Here is a 17,452-nt window from a genome sequence, read left to right on the forward strand (position 1 = left end):
GATGATTCAATGTAAGCGCGTATATGAACAGGCAACGTCAGACGATGGTTACCGGGTGCTGGTAGACAGACTCTGGCCGCGAGGGATAAAAAAGACCGACCTCGCCTGTGATGAGTGGTGTAAAGCGCTAACGCCGTCCAGCGAACTGCGGAAAGCCTTTCACAGTGAAACGATCGATTTCACCGCGTTCAGTGAAGCCTATCGTAAAGAGCTGGCGCAGCAGCAGGATGAAGGCAAACGCCTGGCGGCCCTCGCCCGACAGCAGACCGTGACGCTACTCTATGGGGCGAAAAATACGGAGCAGAATCACGCGCGGGTACTGGCGGACTGGCTGCGTGAACTGTGATTAACCGATTGCCAGCTCATCCACGTTGTGTGGCATCTCGTCGGGAGTAAGCGGCATCAAATGTTCCGGGCGAACAAACGCAAAACCGTGCTGATTATCAAAGGCGTAAACATCACCGGTGACCAGCCACAGCGCACGCGCTGATGTATCAGGTAATTGCGTCATGACGCCGTTAACCGGGTTCACAAAACGCTGGCCCGGCTGACAAAGGCCAAACAGCTCCACGGATTTACCGATATTTCGACGGCCCGCCGTCGTACGCGCACCCACAATTATCGCCATGCTGCCCGGTTTTAACTGAAACATACTTCTTCTCGCAAACGTACCGCCAGAAACTGGCTAAGAATAATCCTAAAGAGAAGTGTATCGCAGTTTTATTGCCGTTGTCATCTGGTCGGTTGCGGGTGATCGCGGCGATAGAGATCCCATTCATCGATCACTTCCCCGCCTGGCAATTTGCACTCGGTACGTACGCCCTGCGGGCTTTGTACAGGGATTTGCTCTCCCCCTTTCTCCAGACAGTACACTGACGCCGGATTTGCCATACCAATAGCGTGCGGCGGTTGAGGCGCATCGGGAGGAGGTGTCTTTGTTGAGCATGCGGCCAGCGGTAAAACCAGCGCCAGGAGAAGATATTTCATTATCATGATCCTTCAGGGTGTTGAAAACGTCAGAGTAACGGGTCATCGCCGTTTTCTCCATGATTTCTCCATTAAACCTGCACGATTCATCCCTATAGTGGTGTCTGTTCTCACTCTGACCAGAGAACATCATTCCGTAATCAAGATGTTTTGCCCCGATCTCAACATCGGGGCTTTTTTTTAGCCTCTCCTTCATCCGCTTTCAGAAGAATCTATAAAATTAATCCAGTTCATGTTTTACTATGACCGGAGTCTATATTTTCAGCATAACATGCAGATACAGAGGTCTTCTGCATGGGAGTCAACCTGCCTCATGTCAGATATCATTCTTGCCCGTGTTTCAGAAACCCTCTCCACCGAGCAATCTCTCGACAGTCTGGTGCGTCAGCTACTGGAAATGCTGGAAATTGTGACGGATATGGAATCAACCTACCTGACCAAAATCGATATCAACGCGCGTTTGCAGCACATTTTATATGCCCGTAACAGCAAGCAAATGCAGATCCCGGAAGGGTTCAGCGTGCCCTGGGACGAAACGCTCTGTAAGCGCGCCATGGATAGCGACACCTTGTTCAGTAACGAGGTGCCCGACCGCTGGCCGGAGTGTGAAGCGGCAAAAGCACTGGGTATTACAACCTATATGAGCGTGCCGGTTCACCTGGCTGACGGTTCTCTGTACGGCACGCTTTGCGCTGCCAGCACCGCACAGAAACAGTTCAGCGAGCGTGGCGAGCAGGTGATCAGGCTCTTTGCCGGGTTAATTGGTCAGTACATTCAGAAAGAGTCGCTTGTGCTTCAGCTTCGTGAAGCAAATGCGGCGCTCATTGCCCACTCTTACACCGACGCCCTTACCGGCCTGCCGAACCGTCGCGCCATTTTTGAAAACCTTACCACCCTGTTCTCACTGGCGCGCCATCTTAACCGCAACGTCATGATTGCCTTTATTGACCTCGATGATTTCAAGCGAATCAATGATCAGTACGGTCATGAAGCGGGCGATCGGTTCCTCGTTCAGGTCGGCAATCGACTGACTCACCAGCAAACGCAGGACGAAATTATCGGCCGGCTCGGCGGCGATGAATTTCTGGTTGCCAGCCTGAGTCACAGCGATGATGGCGACGCCAGCACAGAGGTCAACGCTATCAAAACCCGCCTCAACGGCCGTATCGCGGGTGAATATGGGTTAGGTAATGTCACTATTCTCTATCCCGGTGCAAGCTATGGCGTCGTTATTGTTGATCCTCACTGCACAGATGAAGATAGTGCCCTGCGCACCGCAGACCTCGCGATGTATCAGGATAAAAAAGGAAAAAACAAAACAGGCTTTGTCGCGTTAGATTAAAACCGTACACTCTACGGCCTTATACAAACTCAAACAGGTGATGGCATGAGAATAGGGATCCTCTTTCCGGTGGTTATTTTTATCACGGCAGTCGTGTTTTTAGGCTGGTTTTTCCTTGGCGGTTACGCCGCGCCGGGGGCATAAATGAGAAAAACGACCCTCATCATGCTGATTGTCGCCATCGTGGCCGTCGCCGGTACGCAGTTAGGCTGGTGGTAACGCCCAAAGTAAAAAGGCCGCCCTCAGGCAGCCTTTTTTAACACAGGTCAGATTTAGCTTTTGATTTTTCTGTAGATAAACAGAACAACCAGCGCGCCAATCACCGCGACGACAAAGCTGCCGAAGTTGAAGCCATCAACTCTGCCAAAGCCGAACAGGGTACTGATCCAGCCACCGACGACTGCACCCACAATCCCCAGAACGATCGTGACGATGAAACCGCCGCCATCTTTGCCCGGCATAATCCACTTCGCCAGGATCCCCGCAATCAGCCCAAAGATAATCCAGGATAAAATTCCCATAGCTTTCCTCTCTGTATGGTTTTTGTCATTAAATCAACGACACAGAAAAGGATAGCACAGGATCTGAGAAAGGAAATTTGTGATAAGAATCACACGGTTCGTTTGAGTAAAATCTAAGCAATAAAAATTGCCGTTCCACACTCATCGTGGGGTTGCATCTTTTACTGAGAAAGATTATCTTTCTCATTACTGAATAGTTGAGCAAATTACTCAGGTATTCAGTACGACATTGCTCACATTGCTTCCAGTATTTTTTGCCCACTTTTTAGTGGGCTTTTTTTTGCCTCACCCCACCAAAATCTGGCGTTTTTTCCCATGAGGTGAACCGCTATTCTCTGTGGCTACTGAACAGCAAAGTGAATCTGATAACATGAACGTATCGAGCAAGTTCGTCATCTGCCTTAATCTTGTTTCTGCCAGTACGCTACTCTTACTGCTCTCAACACGGTTTGAGTGGTTCTGAGATGTAATGAGTCGGCATGGTGGCTTTCCTTTCAATTACGTGCGGGCTCAACGCGCATACTTGTAGCTTTAATGACCTGTGTTAAGATCCCTGCACCTCAGGACGTGGCGGGACAGCAGGAAAATGATCAAGGCCATTGCCGTTGCTATCATCTCAACCTTTATGGTCGTCCTGTCGCTGTATGCGGTTAACGCCATTATCGTTGAGCAGCAAAAGGACCGGCAGAGGGAGATCTCCCACACGCTCTTACGCTATTCCGAAGACTTGACGCAAAATATCGCCAGTACGCTTAAAAATACCTCCGCGAAGGGATGCGATAACGCCAGCCTGAACGTCTACCGTAATTTAAAGATGCAGAGTCTCTATTTCGCCGATGTGGGGTTTATTGAAAATGGGAAAATCACCTGCACCGCATTTTGGGGCAAGCTGGCAAATCCCATCGCCCTTCCCTCTGAGCTTCACAACACCCTGAACGGATTCAGTCTGGCGCAATTTTCACAGAAAGATTTTTTTGTAGGCAATGCGACAATTTATAACCATCTTATTATCTTCACATCACGTTCAGCCTACGATAAATTCTCTCCGGTCACCGCCAACTATTCACTTCGTTCTACCACGAAAGATTTCGACCGAACCTTTTTTACCGTTACGTCACCTACAGAAAACCTTAGCCGCTTGTCGTCACTGTTATTCACGCAGACCGTGACGCAGTGCAGCACGCGCTGGGATTTGTGCGTTACCGTCACCCACCATAATGCCGGACTGGCATCGCTCTCCCGCGTAGTGATGGTGCTCCTGTGCCTGTTTTTATACTTTATCTGGGTATCCCTGACGCTGTTTTCTCTTCGACTTTATGAAGATCGACTTTCTCTTGAGCGAACGCTGGTCAAGGCGGTGATAGCGAATACTATCAGCGTTCATTTTCAGCCCATAATTCGGGTTGCTGATAAGAAAATCGTCGGGGTTGAAGTGTTATCAAGATGGCAGGATAACAATCACAAAGAGGTTTCTCCTGAGCTGTTTATCCCGTTAATAAAAAAAATTGGTCTGTATAACGTTTATTATCAGAACATGATAAAGAAATCCCTGGCGGAAATTGCCGGGCTGGCGGCCGAACATCAGTTAATGATTTCACTGAACGTTGGCCGGACGGAAATTGAAGACGGCAAATTTCTGGCGGTATTACGTCATGCATGCTTAGAGAACGCTATTCCCTTATCGTTAATCAAAGTTGAGTTATCCGAGAATGGCGTTTCCACCTCGGCCATCCTTGAAGAGTTTTGTGAGGATCTTAAATCGGCAGGCGTCAAAATTTCAATAGACGATTTTGGCGTGCAAAACTCTAATCTGGCAAGGCTGTCCAATCTCAAATATGACGAAATCAAAGTGGATAAGTCGTTAGTGGATGGCATCAACGAGCATTATAAACAGGATATCCTGGTGATCTTTAGCGACGCGCTCGCTAAACTGCACAAAACCCTGGTGTTTGAGGGAGTCGAAAGCGAAACGCAATATCAGTTCATCGCGCAGAGATACCCCGATGCCCTCGTGCAAGGCTGGTACTTTTCAAAATCACTAACCCGGCACGACCTCGCCAGCCTGCTGGCTTACTCAGCGCGATGACGCGTTATTCATTGCCCCATTGATTCAGGAAGTTCGCAATATCGTCAATGCGCGCTTCATCTATCTCCGCCTGGACAGCCATCTCCCGCTGCGCCTCTTCACTGATTTCCTCATTGTTGTATAAGCGAGTGAGCAGCAGCTGAAAATAGTGTGCCAGTGGCGTACGCTCCGCCTCTTCTGGCGGTTTTGCCGTTTCAGTCGCATACTCGTCGACGATGTCATAATACTTGAGCGGGATATCATGGGTCATAGCGTTGTTTTCCGTCTTGTGTGCATAAAAAACGGGAACCCTCAGGCTCCCGTTGTCATTTAACCCAGCGAGTGGATTACATGTTCGCGATAATCGCGTCGCCAAACTCTGAGCATTTCAGCAGTTTAGCGCCTTCCATCAGACGTTCAAAGTCATAGGTGACGGTTTTCGCGTTAATCGCGCCTTCCATACCCTTAACAATCAGGTCTGCGGCTTCGAACCATTCCATATGACGCAGCATCATCTCTGCGGACAGAATGATAGAGCCTGGGTTGACTTTGTCCTGGCCTGCATATTTCGGTGCAGTACCGTGAGTTGCTTCAAACAGGGCGCACTCGTCACCGATGTTCGCGCCCGGGGCGATACCGATACCACCGACCTGCGCTGCCAGCGCATCAGAGATGTAGTCGCCGTTCAGGTTCATACAGGCGATCACGTCATATTCAGCAGGACGCAGCAGGATCTGTTGCAGGAACGCATCGGCGATCACATCTTTAATGATGATCTCTTTACCGGTGTTCGGGTTTTTAATTTTCTGCCATGGGCCGCCGTCGATCAGTTCACCGCCGAACTCTTCGGTCGCCAGCTGGTAGCCCCAGTCTTTGAACGCGCCTTCGGTGAACTTCATGATATTGCCTTTGTGAACCAGGGTCACAGAGTCACGATCGTTGGTGATAGCGTATTCGATGGCGGCACACACCAGACGCTTGGTCCCTTCTTCGGAGCACGGCTTGATGCCGATGCCGCAATGCTCAGGGAAGCGAATTTTCTTCACGCCCATCTCTTCGCGCAGGAATTTAATCACTTTTTCTGCATCAGCAGAATCCGCTTTCCATTCGATACCGGCGTAGATGTCTTCAGAGTTTTCACGGAAGATGACCATGTCGGTCAGTTCCGGGTGCTTAACCGGGCTTGGAGTGCCCTGGTAGTAACGCACCGGACGCAGACACACATACAGATCCAGTTCCTGACGCAGCGCCACGTTCAGGGAGCGAATGCCGCCGCCAACTGGCGTGGTCAGAGGGCCTTTGATAGCAACGCGATAGTCGCGGATCAGGTCCAGCGTTTCGGCTGGCAGCCAGACGTCCTGGCCATAAACTTGAGTCGATTTTTCACCGGTGTAAATTTCCATCCAGGAAATTTTACGCTCGCCTTTGTAGGCTTTCTCAACAGCGGCATCAACCACTTTCAGCATTGCCGGGGTAACGTCTACACCGATACCGTCACCTTCGATGAACGGGATAATCGGGTTGTGAGGAACGTTAATCTTGCCGTTTTGCAGGGTGATCTTTTTACCTTCCGCCGGAACAACTACTTTGCTTTCCATTAACCTCTCCTTCGAGCGCTTCTGGTTGTTACTGATCTTATGTTAATAAATTGTAATGAGCCTTCCGATAGTACCTGATTGTCCGACGCCATGAAAGGTCTTCGTTATTAGGCTATAATGCGGCAATTGATAACGCCTGAAAATACCATGAAGAAAACTTCTTTTAGAAAACACCGGGTTGAGCGATTCAGCTCACGACAAGCCACCAGAAGAACGCCAGAACCCCAGCCAACGCGGGTCATACTGTTCAATAAACCCTACGATGTATTGCCGCAGTTTACCGACGAGGCCGGGCGCAGCACGCTGAAGGATTTTATCCCCGTTCAGGGGGTCTACGCGGCCGGGCGTCTGGATCGCGACAGCGAGGGGCTGCTGGTGCTTACCAATGACGGCGTGCTCCAGGCCAGGCTTACTCAGCCGGGCAAACGTACCGGAAAAATTTACTATGTGCAGGTTGAAGGCGAGCCGGACGACGCGTCGCTGGCAAAGCTGCGCAACGGCGTAACGCTGAACGATGGTCCTACCCTGCCAGCTGGTATTGAGCGCGTGAATGAACCCGAGTGGCTGTGGCCGCGCAACCCGCCGATTCGTGAGCGCAAATCGATTCCCACCAGCTGGCTTAAAATCACCCTTTATGAAGGCCGCAACCGACAGGTCAGGCGCATGACTGCGCATGTGGGCTTCCCTACCCTGCGACTCATTCGCTACGCCATGGGCAGCTACACGCTGGACTCGCTGGCTAACGGGGAATGGCGGGATGTTACCCCTAAGGAGAACTGATGTTTAAACCCCATGTTACGGTCGCCTGCGTGGTCCACGCTCAGGGGAAATTCCTGGTGGTGGAAGAGACCATCAACGGCAAAGCGCTTTGGAATCAGCCAGCCGGGCATCTTGAAGCCAACGAAACCTTATTGCAGGCAGCGAAACGCGAGCTCTGGGAAGAGACGGGTATCCGCGCCGAACCGCAGCACTTTATCCGTATGCATCAGTGGATAGCGCCTGACCAGACACCTTTCCTGCGCTTTTTATTCGCCGTTGAGCTTAACGAAACGTGCGCCACTGAACCGCACGACGACGATATCGATCGCTGCCTGTGGATGACCGCAGACGAGATCATGAACGCGTCAAACCTGCGCTCGCCGCTGGTTGCGGAAAGCATCCGCTGCTGGCAGTCTGCGGCGCGCCTGCCGCTGGATGTCATTGCAGAATTTAACTGGCCGTTTACAGAGGGTGTCAATGGTGGGGGGGCGTGATAGAATACGCCGCCTTGAAGTTCAATGTCGTGAGTATTCCATGTCAGATAACAGCCAGAAAAAAGTGATCGTCGGCATGTCCGGCGGTGTCGATTCCTCCGTTTCCGCCTACCTGTTGCAGCAACAGGGCTATAAGGTGGAGGGCCTGTTCATGAAGAACTGGGAGGAAGACGATGGCGAGGAATACTGCACTGCCGCTGCGGATCTCGCCGATGCGCAGGCCGTGTGCGATAAGCTCGGCATCGAACTGCACACCGTTAACTTTGCCGCAGAATACTGGGACAACGTTTTTGAACTCTTCCTCGAAGAGTACAAAGCGGGCCGCACGCCAAACCCGGATATCCTGTGTAACAAAGAGATCAAATTCAAAGCCTTCCTGGAATTCGCCGCGGAAGATCTGGGCGCAGACTACATTGCGACCGGCCACTACGTGCGTCGCGCGGATGTGAATGGTAAAAGCCAGCTGCTGCGCGGTCTGGATGGCAATAAAGATCAGAGCTACTTCCTCTACACGCTGAGCCATGAACAGATTGCCCAAAGTCTGTTCCCGGTCGGCGAGCTGGAAAAGCCGGAAGTACGTAAGATTGCTGAAGATTTGGATCTGATCACCGCGAAGAAAAAAGACTCCACCGGTATCTGTTTTATCGGCGAGCGTAAATTCCGCGAGTTCCTGGGGCGCTACCTGCCTGCACAGCCGGGCAAAATCGTCACCGTTGACGGTGATGAGATTGGTCAGCACCAGGGGCTGATGTACCACACTCTCGGCCAGCGTAAAGGTCTGGGTATCGGCGGCACCAAAGAGGGCAGCGAAGATCCGTGGTACGTGGTCGACAAAGATGTCGAAAACAATATTCTGGTGGTGGCTCAGGGTCACGACCATCCGCGCCTGATGTCCGTTGGACTTATCGCGCAACAGCTGCACTGGGTCGATCGCGAGCCGCTGAAAGGCACGCTGCGCTGCACCGTGAAAACGCGCTACCGCCAGACGGACATCCCTTGCACCGTCACCGCACTGGATGACGATCGCATTGACGTGCGTTTCGACGAACCGGTTTCCGCCGTTACCCCTGGCCAGTCTGCTGTTTTCTACAGCGGCGAAATTTGCCTCGGCGGTGGGATCATTGAACAGCGCCTGCCGCTGCCTGCTGTTTAAACCGTTTGCACACATAAAGGAGACCGTGTGGCGAAGAACTATTACGACATCACCCTGGCGCTGGCGGGAATTTGCCAGTCAGCCCGTCTGGTGCAACAGCTGGCGCATCAGGGTCATTGCGATGCTGATGCCCTGCACGTTTCACTCAACAGCGTTATCGATCTTAACCCAGGCTCCACGCTGGGCGTCTTTGGCGGCAGTGAAACCAATCTTCGTCTCGGTCTTGAAACCCTGCTCGGCGTGCTCAACGCCAGCAACCGTCAGGGGTTGAACGCGGAACTGACCCGCTACACCTTAAGCCTGATGGTGCTGGAACGTAAGCTGAACGCTGCGAAAGGCGCAATGAATACCCTGGGCGATCGCATCGCCGGGCTACAGCGCCAGCTCGACCACTTTGACCTCCAGTCTGAGACCCTGCTGAGCGCGATGGCCGGTATCTACGTCGACGTAATTAGCCCGCTCGGCCCGCGTATTCAGGTCACCGGTTCGCCTGCCGTATTGCAAAGCCCACAGGTACAGGCGAAGGTACGCGCTTCGCTGCTGGCAGGCATCCGTGCCGCCGTGCTGTGGCAACAGGTCGGCGGTGGCCGCCTACAGCTCATGTTTTCTCGTCATCGCCTGACGACTCAGGCAAAACAAATTCTTGCTCATTGTTAACCTCCCGGAGTTGCGAATTATGGAATTATCCTCACTGACCGCCGTATCCCCTGTCGATGGACGCTACGGCGATAAAGTCAGCGCGCTGCGCGGGATCTTCAGCGAATATGGCCTGCTGAAGTTCCGTGTTCAGGTTGAAGTGCGCTGGCTGCAAAAGCTGGCCGCCCAGACAGCAATCAAGGAAGTTCCTGCTTTTGATGCTAAGGCAAACGATTACCTTGATAAAATCGTTGCTGAGTTCAGCGAAGAAGATGCCGCGCGTATTAAAACCATCGAACGCACCACCAACCACGACGTGAAAGCGGTTGAATACTTCCTGAAAGAGAAAGTGGCAAGCATCCCTGCCCTGCACGCGGTATCTGAATTTATTCACTTTGCCTGTACCTCTGAAGATATTAACAACCTGTCTCACGCGCTGATGCTCTCTACCGCACGCAAAGAGGTGGTACTCCCTTACTGGCGTAAAATCATCGATGCGGTGAAAGCGCTGTCCGTGGAGTACCGCGATATTCCGCTGTTGTCCCGTACTCATGGCCAGCCAGCAACCCCATCCACCATGGGTAAAGAGATGGCGAACGTGGCGTACCGCATGGAACGCCAGTATCGTCAGCTGGAGCAGGTTGAGATCCTCGGCAAAATCAACGGCGCGGTGGGTAACTACAACGCCCACATCGCGGCGTACCCGGAAGTGGACTGGCACCAGTTCAGTGAAGAGTTCGTGACGTCTCTGGGGATCCAGTGGAACCCGTACACCACCCAGATTGAGCCGCACGACTACATCGCTGAGCTGTTTGACTGCATTGCGCGCTTCAACACCATCCTGATCGACTTCGATCGTGACGTCTGGGGCTACATCGCCCTGAACCACTTCAAGCAGAAGACCATCGCCGGGGAAATCGGTTCGTCCACCATGCCGCACAAAGTGAACCCAATCGACTTCGAAAACTCCGAAGGTAACCTGGGCCTGGCGAATGCCGTGTTGCAGCATATGGCAAGTAAGCTGCCGGTCTCCCGCTGGCAGCGCGACCTGACTGACTCCACGGTGCTGCGTAACCTGGGCGTGGGTATTGGCTACGCGCTGATCGCCTACCAGTCCACCCTGAAGGGTGTGAGCAAGCTGGAGGTGAACCGCGACCGTCTGCTGGACGAGCTGGATCACAACTGGGAAGTGCTGGCGGAGCCGATTCAGACCGTGATGCGTCGTTATGGCATCGAAAAACCGTACGAGAAACTCAAAGAGCTGACCCGCGGTAAACGCGTTGATGCTGAGGGTATGAAACAGTTTATCGATGGTCTGACGCTGCCCGAAGAAGAAAAAGCGCGCCTGAAAGAGATGACCCCGGCAAACTATATTGGCCGCGCCATTACTATGGTTGACGAGCTGAAGTAATCACCTTCCCCCTTTCCACCTGGAAAGGGGGCTGCTTTTCATCATCGTGTCGACGTTCACACCCCGTTACAGGCTCTGCCGGGATTACAACCTGTTGTCAGGCTGGTTGTTATTTTTCGCCGTGGAATAACTTTCCGGAATATATCGTTTTAAGCCGAACGGGCACAGCCTGAACTGGCACGGGGTCTCAACCGTGCATGGACGATCCATCTCCTGCCGGTTACCTGGACACGCGTTTTTCTGTTTGAACCCCATCCAGCCTATTGATGTATAGGGCATTGCCTGCGCTATCCATACCCTACGCCGCCGATCGTTAATCAGGATACCCTGGTTTGAGGTGGTGATGATTTCACCGGCACGAACGTAATAATCCCCTTTTAGCCAAAGGATATAATTCAGGCCATATTGTGTTTCAACTTTGCAAAAGATGGTTCCACTTTCCGGGCTCGCAATAGTCTCAACAACCTTCCATTCCATAGAATCCTCTTTACTCGCTATATTGCTGTTTTGTTGTGTAAAAATGCTGATTTTCTGGCACATCTTATGCAAATCTAATTTCGCACCATAAAATAAGCATAGACAAAGACAGCCATAGTGAGAACATCCTTACAAAAAAAAGGGCAATCTTTACAAAACTGGCGTGCCCGTTCTGTCAAAAAAGCGACTCGCCTTCAACCGTTCATAAACGGATGGATGTTTTATCCGGATTGCGAAAGCGTGCGAAAACAAGTCAGTTTATATTACCCGCGCCTTCTGGGGGCGTATAAGGCTTATGTGAGGTGGGTGGGCGATATGAAACAGGATCAGGTCAACATACTTAATAATCAGATGCCTGGGGTATTACCACCTGTCTTCGGAAGCATGAAAAAAATCATTTAATTTCATAACGCTGGTGTCAACCTGGATAATCAGCGTTAGACTGTTTGGTAGAAATCATAATCACTGTGAAATCAGAAAGTTAATTATAAATCAGCGACTTGCAAAAGACCCTGGGTGGACTTTATCGGACAATATAGGTCATTTTAACGCCCCAAATCATGCCCCCGGCTCAATTTTGCCCCCAAATTTGCCCCCAAAATTGACACTTTTGCGTAGCTCCTTCCAGTTTCACAGCGTATCGCTTTACGCTTCTCTTACTCATCCGCATAATCGCCTCGAATCCGTTTGTAAGACTTAACCAGCGCGCGCTACTTTTTCTTCCTGCCCTATACTTTCAGTCTGAATGACTGGAGGTTTCTATGTGTGGACGTTTTGCACAAGCACAAACCCGTGAAGAATATCTTACTTACCTAGCCGATGAGGCCGATCGCGAAATCGCGTATGACCCGGAGCCTATTGGTCGGTACAACGTCGCGCCCGGTACGAAAGTGCTGCTGTTGAGCGAACGCGACGAGCAGCTGCATCTCGATCCGGTGCTCTGGGTTATGCGCCCGGGTGGTGGGATAAGCCGCCACTGATTAACGCGCGCGTTGAAACCGCGGCCACCAGCCGAATGTTTAAGCCTCTCTGGCAGCAGGGCCGGGCGATCTGCTTTGCTGATGGTTGGTTTGAGTGGAAAAAAGATGGTGACAAAAAACAGCCCTACTTCATCCACCGCGCCGACAACCAGCCCATTTTCATGGCGGCGATCGGCAGCACACCGTTTGAACGGAATGATGAAGCGGAAGGCTTTCTGATTGTAACGTCTGCAGCTGATAAAGGCATGGTCGATATTCACGACCGCCGACCGCTTGTTCTGTCACCTGAAGCGGCAAGGGAATGGATGCGTCAGAACATTGGAGCACTAGAGGCGGAGAAGATTGCTACTGAAGGCGCTGTTCCGGCAGAAAATTTTATCTGGCACACAGTGTCCAGATCCGTAGGAAATGTAAACCAGCAAGGTTTAAAACTTATCCTTCCAATTTGATAATTTTTTATATTTCCCATAAAATCTTAAATTATCTCATTTTATAAACATTCAATAAAACAGGTTGCCGACAACATGGAATCCCCTAACGGAAATTTTATTATAAAACTTACACACCTCCTCGAAAACAAGAGGGACGGATTAATTATTATTGATGGTAAATGGGGAACTGGAAAGACATTTTTTATTAAGAATGAATTCTCCAGATACTATACCCATAATGCTTTTTATTATATTTCATTGCTAGGGGTTAAAACCATCCTTGATTTTAAAGCAAAAATAATTGACTGCTATTACCTTAAAGGCATTAAATCTCTTCAATCAGGCCTTGAAACTATTACGGCAGTCGGGGGAATTAGCAGTGGCTCACCAGAGAGCTCGAGTGTTATCAATGGATTACTAAACTCAATTGGCGCTAGTGTTCGGGAAAATATACTTTCAAAACTTAGCGGGGTATTTATTCTTGATGACATTGAAAGAATCACTGATAATTCCCTCGCCAACGAAATTTTAACATATTGCCATTCATTATATTGTGAATCAGTAACCAATAATTTAGATTTTATTATCATCTCAAACACATCTTCAGAATCAGAATTGGAATTACATCATAAAGAAAAAATCATTTCTGACTCCCTCCATTTCAACTCAACCCCAGAAGAAATATTAAACATGAGGTTGTTCGAAGAAAAATTATCACTTCTTCCTGCAGAAGACGCAAATATATTCAGAGAGATGGCAATTAGTTATGGCATAGTAAATATAAGACTTTTAATGCGCACTCTAATAATTTCAACACCTTTATATATATATGCAGCCCAACATCCAGAAATGGCATGGAATGTATCGTCAAAATTCATTCTTAGCTCTGCCTTTGCTTATTTTACATTATTATATTCATATAATAAGACTATGGATGAACTTAATGAAGGACAAAAATTCTATCTCCCATTTCCTGATGAAGATGCTGACCCCTTAGAAATGCGGTTATTATCGATTTTGAACAACTATCAAATTACATTCGATCTTAAAAGTTACTTCAGTGGATATGCCTCGTTCAATGATATTTTGGAAGTGGTTTTTTCAAGAAATGATCCTTTTGACATGATTAATGTTGTTTCTTCAGCAAGCCCCGAATTAAACGAAGTAGATGAGGATGTTTTTTTCAAAACCATTGTTGATGTAATAACCAAGAGATTGCCATGTGACTTGAATACTTGGCTTAGAACAATAAAAAATTATGTTTATTTAACCTCTAATAAATATTTAAAAAAATCTACAGAGGTTGATTTAAAATCAATACTGCTAAGTCTAGATAAGTTCAGCGATGATGAGATTATAGAATATTTTAAAAATAACAAGGAGCAAGAACAATCAAGAGACTTTGCCAGTCACTATGATGACATCAACTCATTAAATGAAAAATTATTTGATCGCTATGATAATATCATTAAAGAACACCAACTCATTAATATAAAGACAGAACTAGAAACCTCAGGCTGGAAATCATTTAACGTTGAAAAACTAAACAGTTTAGACGACTTTGGAACATATAAAGCACTTGAACTTCTTAGTGCACCGTTCATAACAAAATGTTTACTACAAAAATGGGACACCAAAGACATCCAACTATTCAACGATTTTTTGGCCAGTAATTACCGTGTTAGTAACATATCTAGCTTTGCTTCAAATGAAAAGTTACCACTTATTTACCTAAGTCAAAAAATTGAAATATTTTTCCTTGGAAGGAAAGAAAGCTTCAAATTTGGTGCGCTTTATCGCCTTAACAAGACGATACTTCATGCTGTATCTTGCTTATAAAATGGTCTGGCAATCTCAGTTTAAATTATTAGACTGAGATTAACTTTATTTCACTGTTAATAAATCAGTAAATCTGGTTGTATACCTAGGTGAAAGCATCTCACGCTTCATTTGCCAGTTCTGCTGTATGCCCTGCCCGGCAAAGTAGAGCGTTCCTTTCCCATCTTTCGCGTTCAAGTGATCGAGCACCTCCATCAACTTATCGCTTCCTGCGCGTGGAGCGTTCTCATCGAAAAGGTTCAGCTGCGCCACCCCTTGGCTAAAAAAATCTCCCAGCATGATTCCAGCCTTTTGATAGCGGTGGCCATCCTTCCAGATTCGATCAAGACATTTTACAGCGGCATTGATGATATCGCGTGAATCCTGGGTTGGCGTGAGAAGCTTCATGGACGCACTGTTACCGTAATACGGCTCGTTAAGCGCAAAGGGAGAGGTTTTCACGAACGAAGAGATAAAGCGGCAGTACTGATGCTCACCCCGAAGTTTTTCAGCACCACGGGCGGCATAGCTGCAGATAGCCTGGCGCATCTGCTCATACTCAGTAACGCGTTCGCCAAATGACCGACTGCAGACGATTTCCTGCTTTGCTGGCGCAAACTCCTCCAGGTCAAGACAAGGTTCGCCGCGCAGCTCCCGGACCGTTCGCTCGAGTACCACGTTAAAGTGTTTACGGATAATCCAGGTGCTTTGTTCTGAGAGGTCCAAAGCCGTTTTAATGCCCATAGCGTTAAGCTTCTTGCTGATGCGCCTGCCGACGCCCCATACGTCCTCAACGGGTACCAGGGCAAGGAGTCGGCGCTGGCGATCGATATTGGACAAATCAACAACTCCGCCCGTCTGTCTCTGCCATTTCTTGGCGGCGTGGTTTGCCAGCTTAGCGAGTGTTTTTGTCTGCGCGATGCCAACCCCGACGGTTAGATGCGTGCGCTTCAGAACCGTGGAACGGATTTCTTTGCCGAACTCCGTCAGGTCCCAGCAGTTGCGAACACCAGTCAGGTCGCAAAAAGCCTCATCGATACTGTAAATTTCAACGCGCGGGCTCATTTCCTCAAGCGTTGTCATTACCCGGTTAGACATATCAGCATAGAACTCATAGTTGCTGCTGAAGCAAACAACGCCAGCGCGCCGGAAAAGCTCCTTTTGCTTGAAGAATGGCTCCCCCATGGTGATTCCGACCGCTTTTGCTTCTGCACTGCGTGCGATCACACAGCCATCATTATTTGAGAGAACGACAACCGGCCGCCCTCTCAGGTCCGGCCTGAATACAGTCTCGCATGATGCGTAGAACGAATTCACATCACAGAGAGCAAACATATTCAGCTCGCAGATTTAACGATGAAAGTCACGACGCCGAAAACGTCCAGCGTGTCTTCGCTACCAACAACAATCGGACTATAGGCGCTGTTCATAGGATTGAGTTGCACTGTCGGGCGCAGCTGGAGGCGTTTTACAGTAAATTCCCCTTCTACTGCAGCGATGACAATGTCACCGTGCTCAGCAGTGCGCGAACTGTCCACCACCAGCAGATCACCGCCACTGATCCCGGCTTCGATCATAGAGTCGCCGGCCGCCTTAACGAAATATGTTGAGCTGGGGTGGGAAACCAGTAACTCATTGAGATCGATACGCTGTTCAACGTAATCAGCCGCTGGGCTTGGGAAACCACACTGTACTAAGTCACTGAAAAGCGGGAGAGCAATAATTTCTCGCAGTTCTGTAGGCCTGATAAACTCCATAATGCACACCTCAAATACTGTTTTTATATACAGTAGTTTCATTTGGGTATGCACGCAAGGCAGAGGCTCTGTCATAGCTGATTAAAGCTTCGCCGTTTCGTTTCTAAGTTTCTACGTCGCTTCGAATTATCAGTTTTGTAAATTTTAGGGCCGCAATTCTATGTGAGCAAAATTAAGCCGACTTTGAAGCGGGAAATTTTTTATAAAGCGTGCATACGGCAACGTCATAAATTATCGCTACCTGCTTCCTGTCCAGACCGTTCGCAATCAATCGGCCCGCCTGGTCCCATTGCTCCGGGGTAAGCTTCGGACGCCTGCCGCCGATTCGCCCTTTCTCACGAGCTGCAGCCAGGCCTGCCCGGGTGCGTTCCACAATCAACTCCCTCTCCATTTCCGCCAGGGCTGACATGATATGAAAAATGAAGCGCCCCATCGGGCTGGAGGTATCGATACTGTCAGTGAGGCTCTTAAAGTGGATACCGCGCTGGCGGAGTTCGTCAACCAGCAACACCAGATTTCGCATGCTTCGCCCGAGGCTATCAAGCTTCCAAACAACCAGCGTATCCCCCTCATTCAATGCCCTGAGAAGTTTTTTGAGTGCTGGCCGGTTTGCCACTGTTCCGCTCATTTTTTCTTCGAAAATTTGCTCACATCCTGCGCGTTCGAGCGCTTGTCGCTGAAGATCAGTATTTTGGTCATTTGTTGACACCCTTACATAACCAATTTGCATATTTTTCACCCAATATTTTCTGCAAGAAAATCAGGTGACGTTATCGGCATGGCTGCCGCAGGACAATCTATAAAACGTCGGTTTAGGAAGTAGCGCTACCAGGGATGTCGGAACCGCCGCAAATAACGTGATGCAGGTAGGCGCATTCGGTATTGGGTCTATCCACGGCGACGGACCACTACTGGACGCTATGGATGCATTCACACCTACCTGTTTCACCTCTCACTCCAATGATGGTCTTACCCAGCTTGGGTTAACTGCAAATACGGGTATTACGTCAATAATCGTCAACC

The 17,452-nt window shown here is 49.5% G+C and carries 21 protein-coding genes and 1 pseudogene; 13 read left to right on the plus strand and 9 right to left on the minus strand.

Going from position 1 to position 17,452, the window contains the following annotated elements:
- Position 1 precedes the first annotated feature (1 nt).
- Positions 2 to 346, plus strand: coding sequence for a DUF488 domain-containing protein (locus tag IM282_RS04765; protein ID WP_022647779.1), 345 nt, complete (start codon positions 2 to 4; stop codon positions 344 to 346).
- Here IM282_RS04765 and IM282_RS04770 read toward each other — a convergent pair whose 3' ends face one another.
- Entirely contained in the window at positions 347 to 652 is a 306-nt protein-coding gene (locus tag IM282_RS04770; protein WP_022647778.1) for a hypothetical protein, read from the minus strand.
- An 80-nt stretch (positions 653 to 732) separates the two neighbouring features.
- Positions 733 to 987, minus strand: coding sequence for a DUF333 domain-containing protein (locus IM282_RS04775; protein WP_022647777.1), 255 nt, complete (start codon positions 985 to 987; stop codon positions 733 to 735).
- 313 nt (positions 988 to 1,300) lie between these two features.
- On the opposite strand from IM282_RS04775, the gene IM282_RS04780 reads away from it, so the two are divergent.
- From IM282_RS04780 to yoaJ, 3 genes are read left to right on the plus strand one after another with little or no spacing between them, the layout of a single operon-like run.
- Positions 1,301 to 2,329: a sensor domain-containing diguanylate cyclase gene (locus IM282_RS04780; protein ID WP_022647776.1), complete on the plus strand. Its 1,029-nt coding sequence runs from the start codon at positions 1,301 to 1,303 to the stop codon at positions 2,327 to 2,329.
- Between the two features lie 45 nt (positions 2,330 to 2,374).
- The gene (locus IM282_RS04785) at positions 2,375 to 2,473 is read left to right on the plus strand and encodes a YoaK family small membrane protein (RefSeq protein WP_015570793.1); all 99 of its coding nucleotides are present in this window, start codon (positions 2,375 to 2,377) and stop codon (positions 2,471 to 2,473) included.
- Positions 2,474 to 2,548 (plus strand): protein YoaJ, encoded by a 75-nt coding sequence (gene yoaJ, locus IM282_RS21995; RefSeq protein ID WP_071785224.1) that lies wholly within the window; start codon positions 2,474 to 2,476, stop codon positions 2,546 to 2,548.
- A gap of 53 nt (positions 2,549 to 2,601) precedes the next feature.
- On the opposite strand, the gene IM282_RS04795 is transcribed toward yoaJ, so the two are convergent.
- Positions 2,602 to 2,850 (minus strand): GlsB/YeaQ/YmgE family stress response membrane protein, encoded by a 249-nt coding sequence (locus IM282_RS04795; protein ID WP_022647775.1) that lies wholly within the window; start codon positions 2,848 to 2,850, stop codon positions 2,602 to 2,604.
- A 370-nt stretch (positions 2,851 to 3,220) separates the two neighbouring features.
- Between IM282_RS04795 and yncL the strand changes: the two genes are divergently transcribed.
- Positions 3,221 to 3,313, plus strand: coding sequence for a stress response membrane protein YncL (yncL, locus tag IM282_RS04800; RefSeq protein ID WP_071524166.1), 93 nt, complete (start codon positions 3,221 to 3,223; stop codon positions 3,311 to 3,313).
- Between the two features lie 123 nt (positions 3,314 to 3,436).
- Positions 3,437 to 4,936 (plus strand): cyclic diguanylate phosphodiesterase, encoded by a 1,500-nt coding sequence (locus IM282_RS04805; protein ID WP_192970197.1) that lies wholly within the window; start codon positions 3,437 to 3,439, stop codon positions 4,934 to 4,936.
- Positions 4,937 to 4,940: 4 nt separating this feature from the next.
- Here the strand turns inward: IM282_RS04805 and IM282_RS04810 are convergent, their stop codons facing one another.
- Positions 4,941 to 5,186, minus strand: a complete 246-nt coding sequence (locus IM282_RS04810) for a DUF2543 family protein (RefSeq protein WP_022647773.1) — start codon at positions 5,184 to 5,186, stop codon at positions 4,941 to 4,943.
- A gap of 76 nt (positions 5,187 to 5,262) precedes the next feature.
- Positions 5,263 to 6,513 (minus strand): NADP-dependent isocitrate dehydrogenase, encoded by a 1,251-nt coding sequence (gene icd, locus IM282_RS04815; protein ID WP_192970198.1) that lies wholly within the window; start codon positions 6,511 to 6,513, stop codon positions 5,263 to 5,265.
- Positions 6,514 to 6,630: 117 nt separating this feature from the next.
- Between icd and rluE the strand changes: the two genes are divergently transcribed.
- From rluE to purB, 5 genes are read left to right on the plus strand one after another with little or no spacing between them, the layout of a single operon-like run.
- Positions 6,631 to 7,293 (plus strand): 23S rRNA pseudouridine(2457) synthase RluE, encoded by a 663-nt coding sequence (rluE, locus tag IM282_RS04820; protein WP_062932503.1) that lies wholly within the window; start codon positions 6,631 to 6,633, stop codon positions 7,291 to 7,293.
- On the plus strand, positions 7,293 to 7,766 hold the full coding sequence (locus IM282_RS04825) for an NUDIX hydrolase (protein ID WP_046618326.1): 474 nt from the start codon (positions 7,293 to 7,295) through the stop codon (positions 7,764 to 7,766). Before rluE ends, IM282_RS04825 begins: the two co-directional genes overlap by 1 nt.
- Positions 7,767 to 7,806: 40 nt before the next feature.
- Positions 7,807 to 8,919: a tRNA 2-thiouridine(34) synthase MnmA gene (mnmA, locus tag IM282_RS04830; RefSeq protein WP_032103856.1), complete on the plus strand. Its 1,113-nt coding sequence runs from the start codon at positions 7,807 to 7,809 to the stop codon at positions 8,917 to 8,919.
- Between the two features lie 27 nt (positions 8,920 to 8,946).
- The gene (hflD, locus tag IM282_RS04835) at positions 8,947 to 9,576 is read left to right on the plus strand and encodes a high frequency lysogenization protein HflD (protein WP_006809213.1); all 630 of its coding nucleotides are present in this window, start codon (positions 8,947 to 8,949) and stop codon (positions 9,574 to 9,576) included.
- Positions 9,577 to 9,595: 19 nt separating this feature from the next.
- On the plus strand, positions 9,596 to 10,966 hold the full coding sequence (purB, locus tag IM282_RS04840; RefSeq protein WP_192970199.1) for an adenylosuccinate lyase: 1,371 nt from the start codon (positions 9,596 to 9,598) through the stop codon (positions 10,964 to 10,966).
- A gap of 84 nt (positions 10,967 to 11,050) precedes the next feature.
- Here purB and IM282_RS04845 read toward each other — a convergent pair whose 3' ends face one another.
- Positions 11,051 to 11,443: a hypothetical protein gene (locus tag IM282_RS04845; protein WP_022647769.1), complete on the minus strand. Its 393-nt coding sequence runs from the start codon at positions 11,441 to 11,443 to the stop codon at positions 11,051 to 11,053.
- Between the two features lie 761 nt (positions 11,444 to 12,204).
- Here IM282_RS04845 and IM282_RS04850 point away from each other — a divergent pair.
- Together IM282_RS04850 and IM282_RS04855 are read left to right on the plus strand one after the other, a co-directional pair.
- Positions 12,205 to 12,872, plus strand: a pseudogene (locus tag IM282_RS04850) (SOS response-associated peptidase).
- 75 nt (positions 12,873 to 12,947) lie between these two features.
- On the plus strand, positions 12,948 to 14,693 hold the full coding sequence (locus IM282_RS04855) for a P-loop NTPase fold protein (RefSeq protein ID WP_180266797.1): 1,746 nt from the start codon (positions 12,948 to 12,950) through the stop codon (positions 14,691 to 14,693).
- A 45-nt stretch (positions 14,694 to 14,738) separates the two neighbouring features.
- Here IM282_RS04855 and IM282_RS04860 read toward each other — a convergent pair whose 3' ends face one another.
- The 3 genes from IM282_RS04860 to IM282_RS04870 form a co-directional block, all read right to left on the minus strand.
- A complete protein-coding gene (locus IM282_RS04860; protein ID WP_063147585.1) occupies positions 14,739 to 16,007 on the minus strand; it encodes a Y-family DNA polymerase in 1,269 nt (422 codons plus the stop codon).
- A gap of 2 nt (positions 16,008 to 16,009) precedes the next feature.
- Positions 16,010 to 16,429: a translesion error-prone DNA polymerase V autoproteolytic subunit gene (locus IM282_RS04865; RefSeq protein WP_063147586.1), complete on the minus strand. Its 420-nt coding sequence runs from the start codon at positions 16,427 to 16,429 to the stop codon at positions 16,010 to 16,012.
- A gap of 172 nt (positions 16,430 to 16,601) precedes the next feature.
- Positions 16,602 to 17,159: a recombinase family protein gene (locus IM282_RS04870; RefSeq protein ID WP_192970202.1), complete on the minus strand. Its 558-nt coding sequence runs from the start codon at positions 17,157 to 17,159 to the stop codon at positions 16,602 to 16,604.
- Positions 17,160 to 17,452 lie beyond the last annotated feature (293 nt).

The sequence above is a fragment of the Enterobacter cloacae complex sp. P29RS genome (genome assembly GCF_014893445.1).
Taxonomy (GTDB): Bacteria; Pseudomonadota; Gammaproteobacteria; order Enterobacterales; family Enterobacteriaceae; genus Enterobacter; species Enterobacter intestinihominis.

Coding starts and splice junctions, on each gene's coding strand:
- IM282_RS04765 (WP_022647779.1), top strand. CDS start 2: ATGATTCAATGTAAGCGCGTATATGAACAGGCAACGTCAGACGATGGT.
- IM282_RS04770 (WP_022647778.1), bottom strand. CDS start 652: ATGTTTCAGTTAAAACCGGGCAGCATGGCGATAATTGTGGGTGCGCGT.
- IM282_RS04775 (WP_022647777.1), bottom strand. CDS start 987: ATGAAATATCTTCTCCTGGCGCTGGTTTTACCGCTGGCCGCATGCTCA.
- IM282_RS04780 (WP_022647776.1), top strand. CDS start 1,301: ATGTCAGATATCATTCTTGCCCGTGTTTCAGAAACCCTCTCCACCGAG.
- IM282_RS04785 (WP_015570793.1), top strand. CDS start 2,375: ATGAGAATAGGGATCCTCTTTCCGGTGGTTATTTTTATCACGGCAGTC.
- IM282_RS04795 (WP_022647775.1), bottom strand. CDS start 2,850: ATGGGAATTTTATCCTGGATTATCTTTGGGCTGATTGCGGGGATCCTG.
- yncL (WP_071524166.1), top strand. CDS start 3,221: ATGAACGTATCGAGCAAGTTCGTCATCTGCCTTAATCTTGTTTCTGCC.
- IM282_RS04805 (WP_192970197.1), top strand. CDS start 3,437: ATGATCAAGGCCATTGCCGTTGCTATCATCTCAACCTTTATGGTCGTC.
- IM282_RS04810 (WP_022647773.1), bottom strand. CDS start 5,186: ATGACCCATGATATCCCGCTCAAGTATTATGACATCGTCGACGAGTAT.
- icd (WP_192970198.1), bottom strand. CDS start 6,513: ATGGAAAGCAAAGTAGTTGTTCCGGCGGAAGGTAAAAAGATCACCCTG.
- rluE (WP_062932503.1), top strand. CDS start 6,631: ATGCGGCAATTGATAACGCCTGAAAATACCATGAAGAAAACTTCTTTT.
- IM282_RS04825 (WP_046618326.1), top strand. CDS start 7,293: ATGTTTAAACCCCATGTTACGGTCGCCTGCGTGGTCCACGCTCAGGGG.
- mnmA (WP_032103856.1), top strand. CDS start 7,807: ATGTCAGATAACAGCCAGAAAAAAGTGATCGTCGGCATGTCCGGCGGT.
- purB (WP_192970199.1), top strand. CDS start 9,596: ATGGAATTATCCTCACTGACCGCCGTATCCCCTGTCGATGGACGCTAC.
- IM282_RS04845 (WP_022647769.1), bottom strand. CDS start 11,443: ATGGAATGGAAGGTTGTTGAGACTATTGCGAGCCCGGAAAGTGGAACC.
- IM282_RS04855 (WP_180266797.1), top strand. CDS start 12,948: ATGGAATCCCCTAACGGAAATTTTATTATAAAACTTACACACCTCCTC.
- IM282_RS04860 (WP_063147585.1), bottom strand. CDS start 16,007: ATGTTTGCTCTCTGTGATGTGAATTCGTTCTACGCATCATGCGAGACT.
- IM282_RS04865 (WP_063147586.1), bottom strand. CDS start 16,429: ATGGAGTTTATCAGGCCTACAGAACTGCGAGAAATTATTGCTCTCCCG.
- IM282_RS04870 (WP_192970202.1), bottom strand. CDS start 17,159: ATGCAAATTGGTTATGTAAGGGTGTCAACAAATGACCAAAATACTGAT.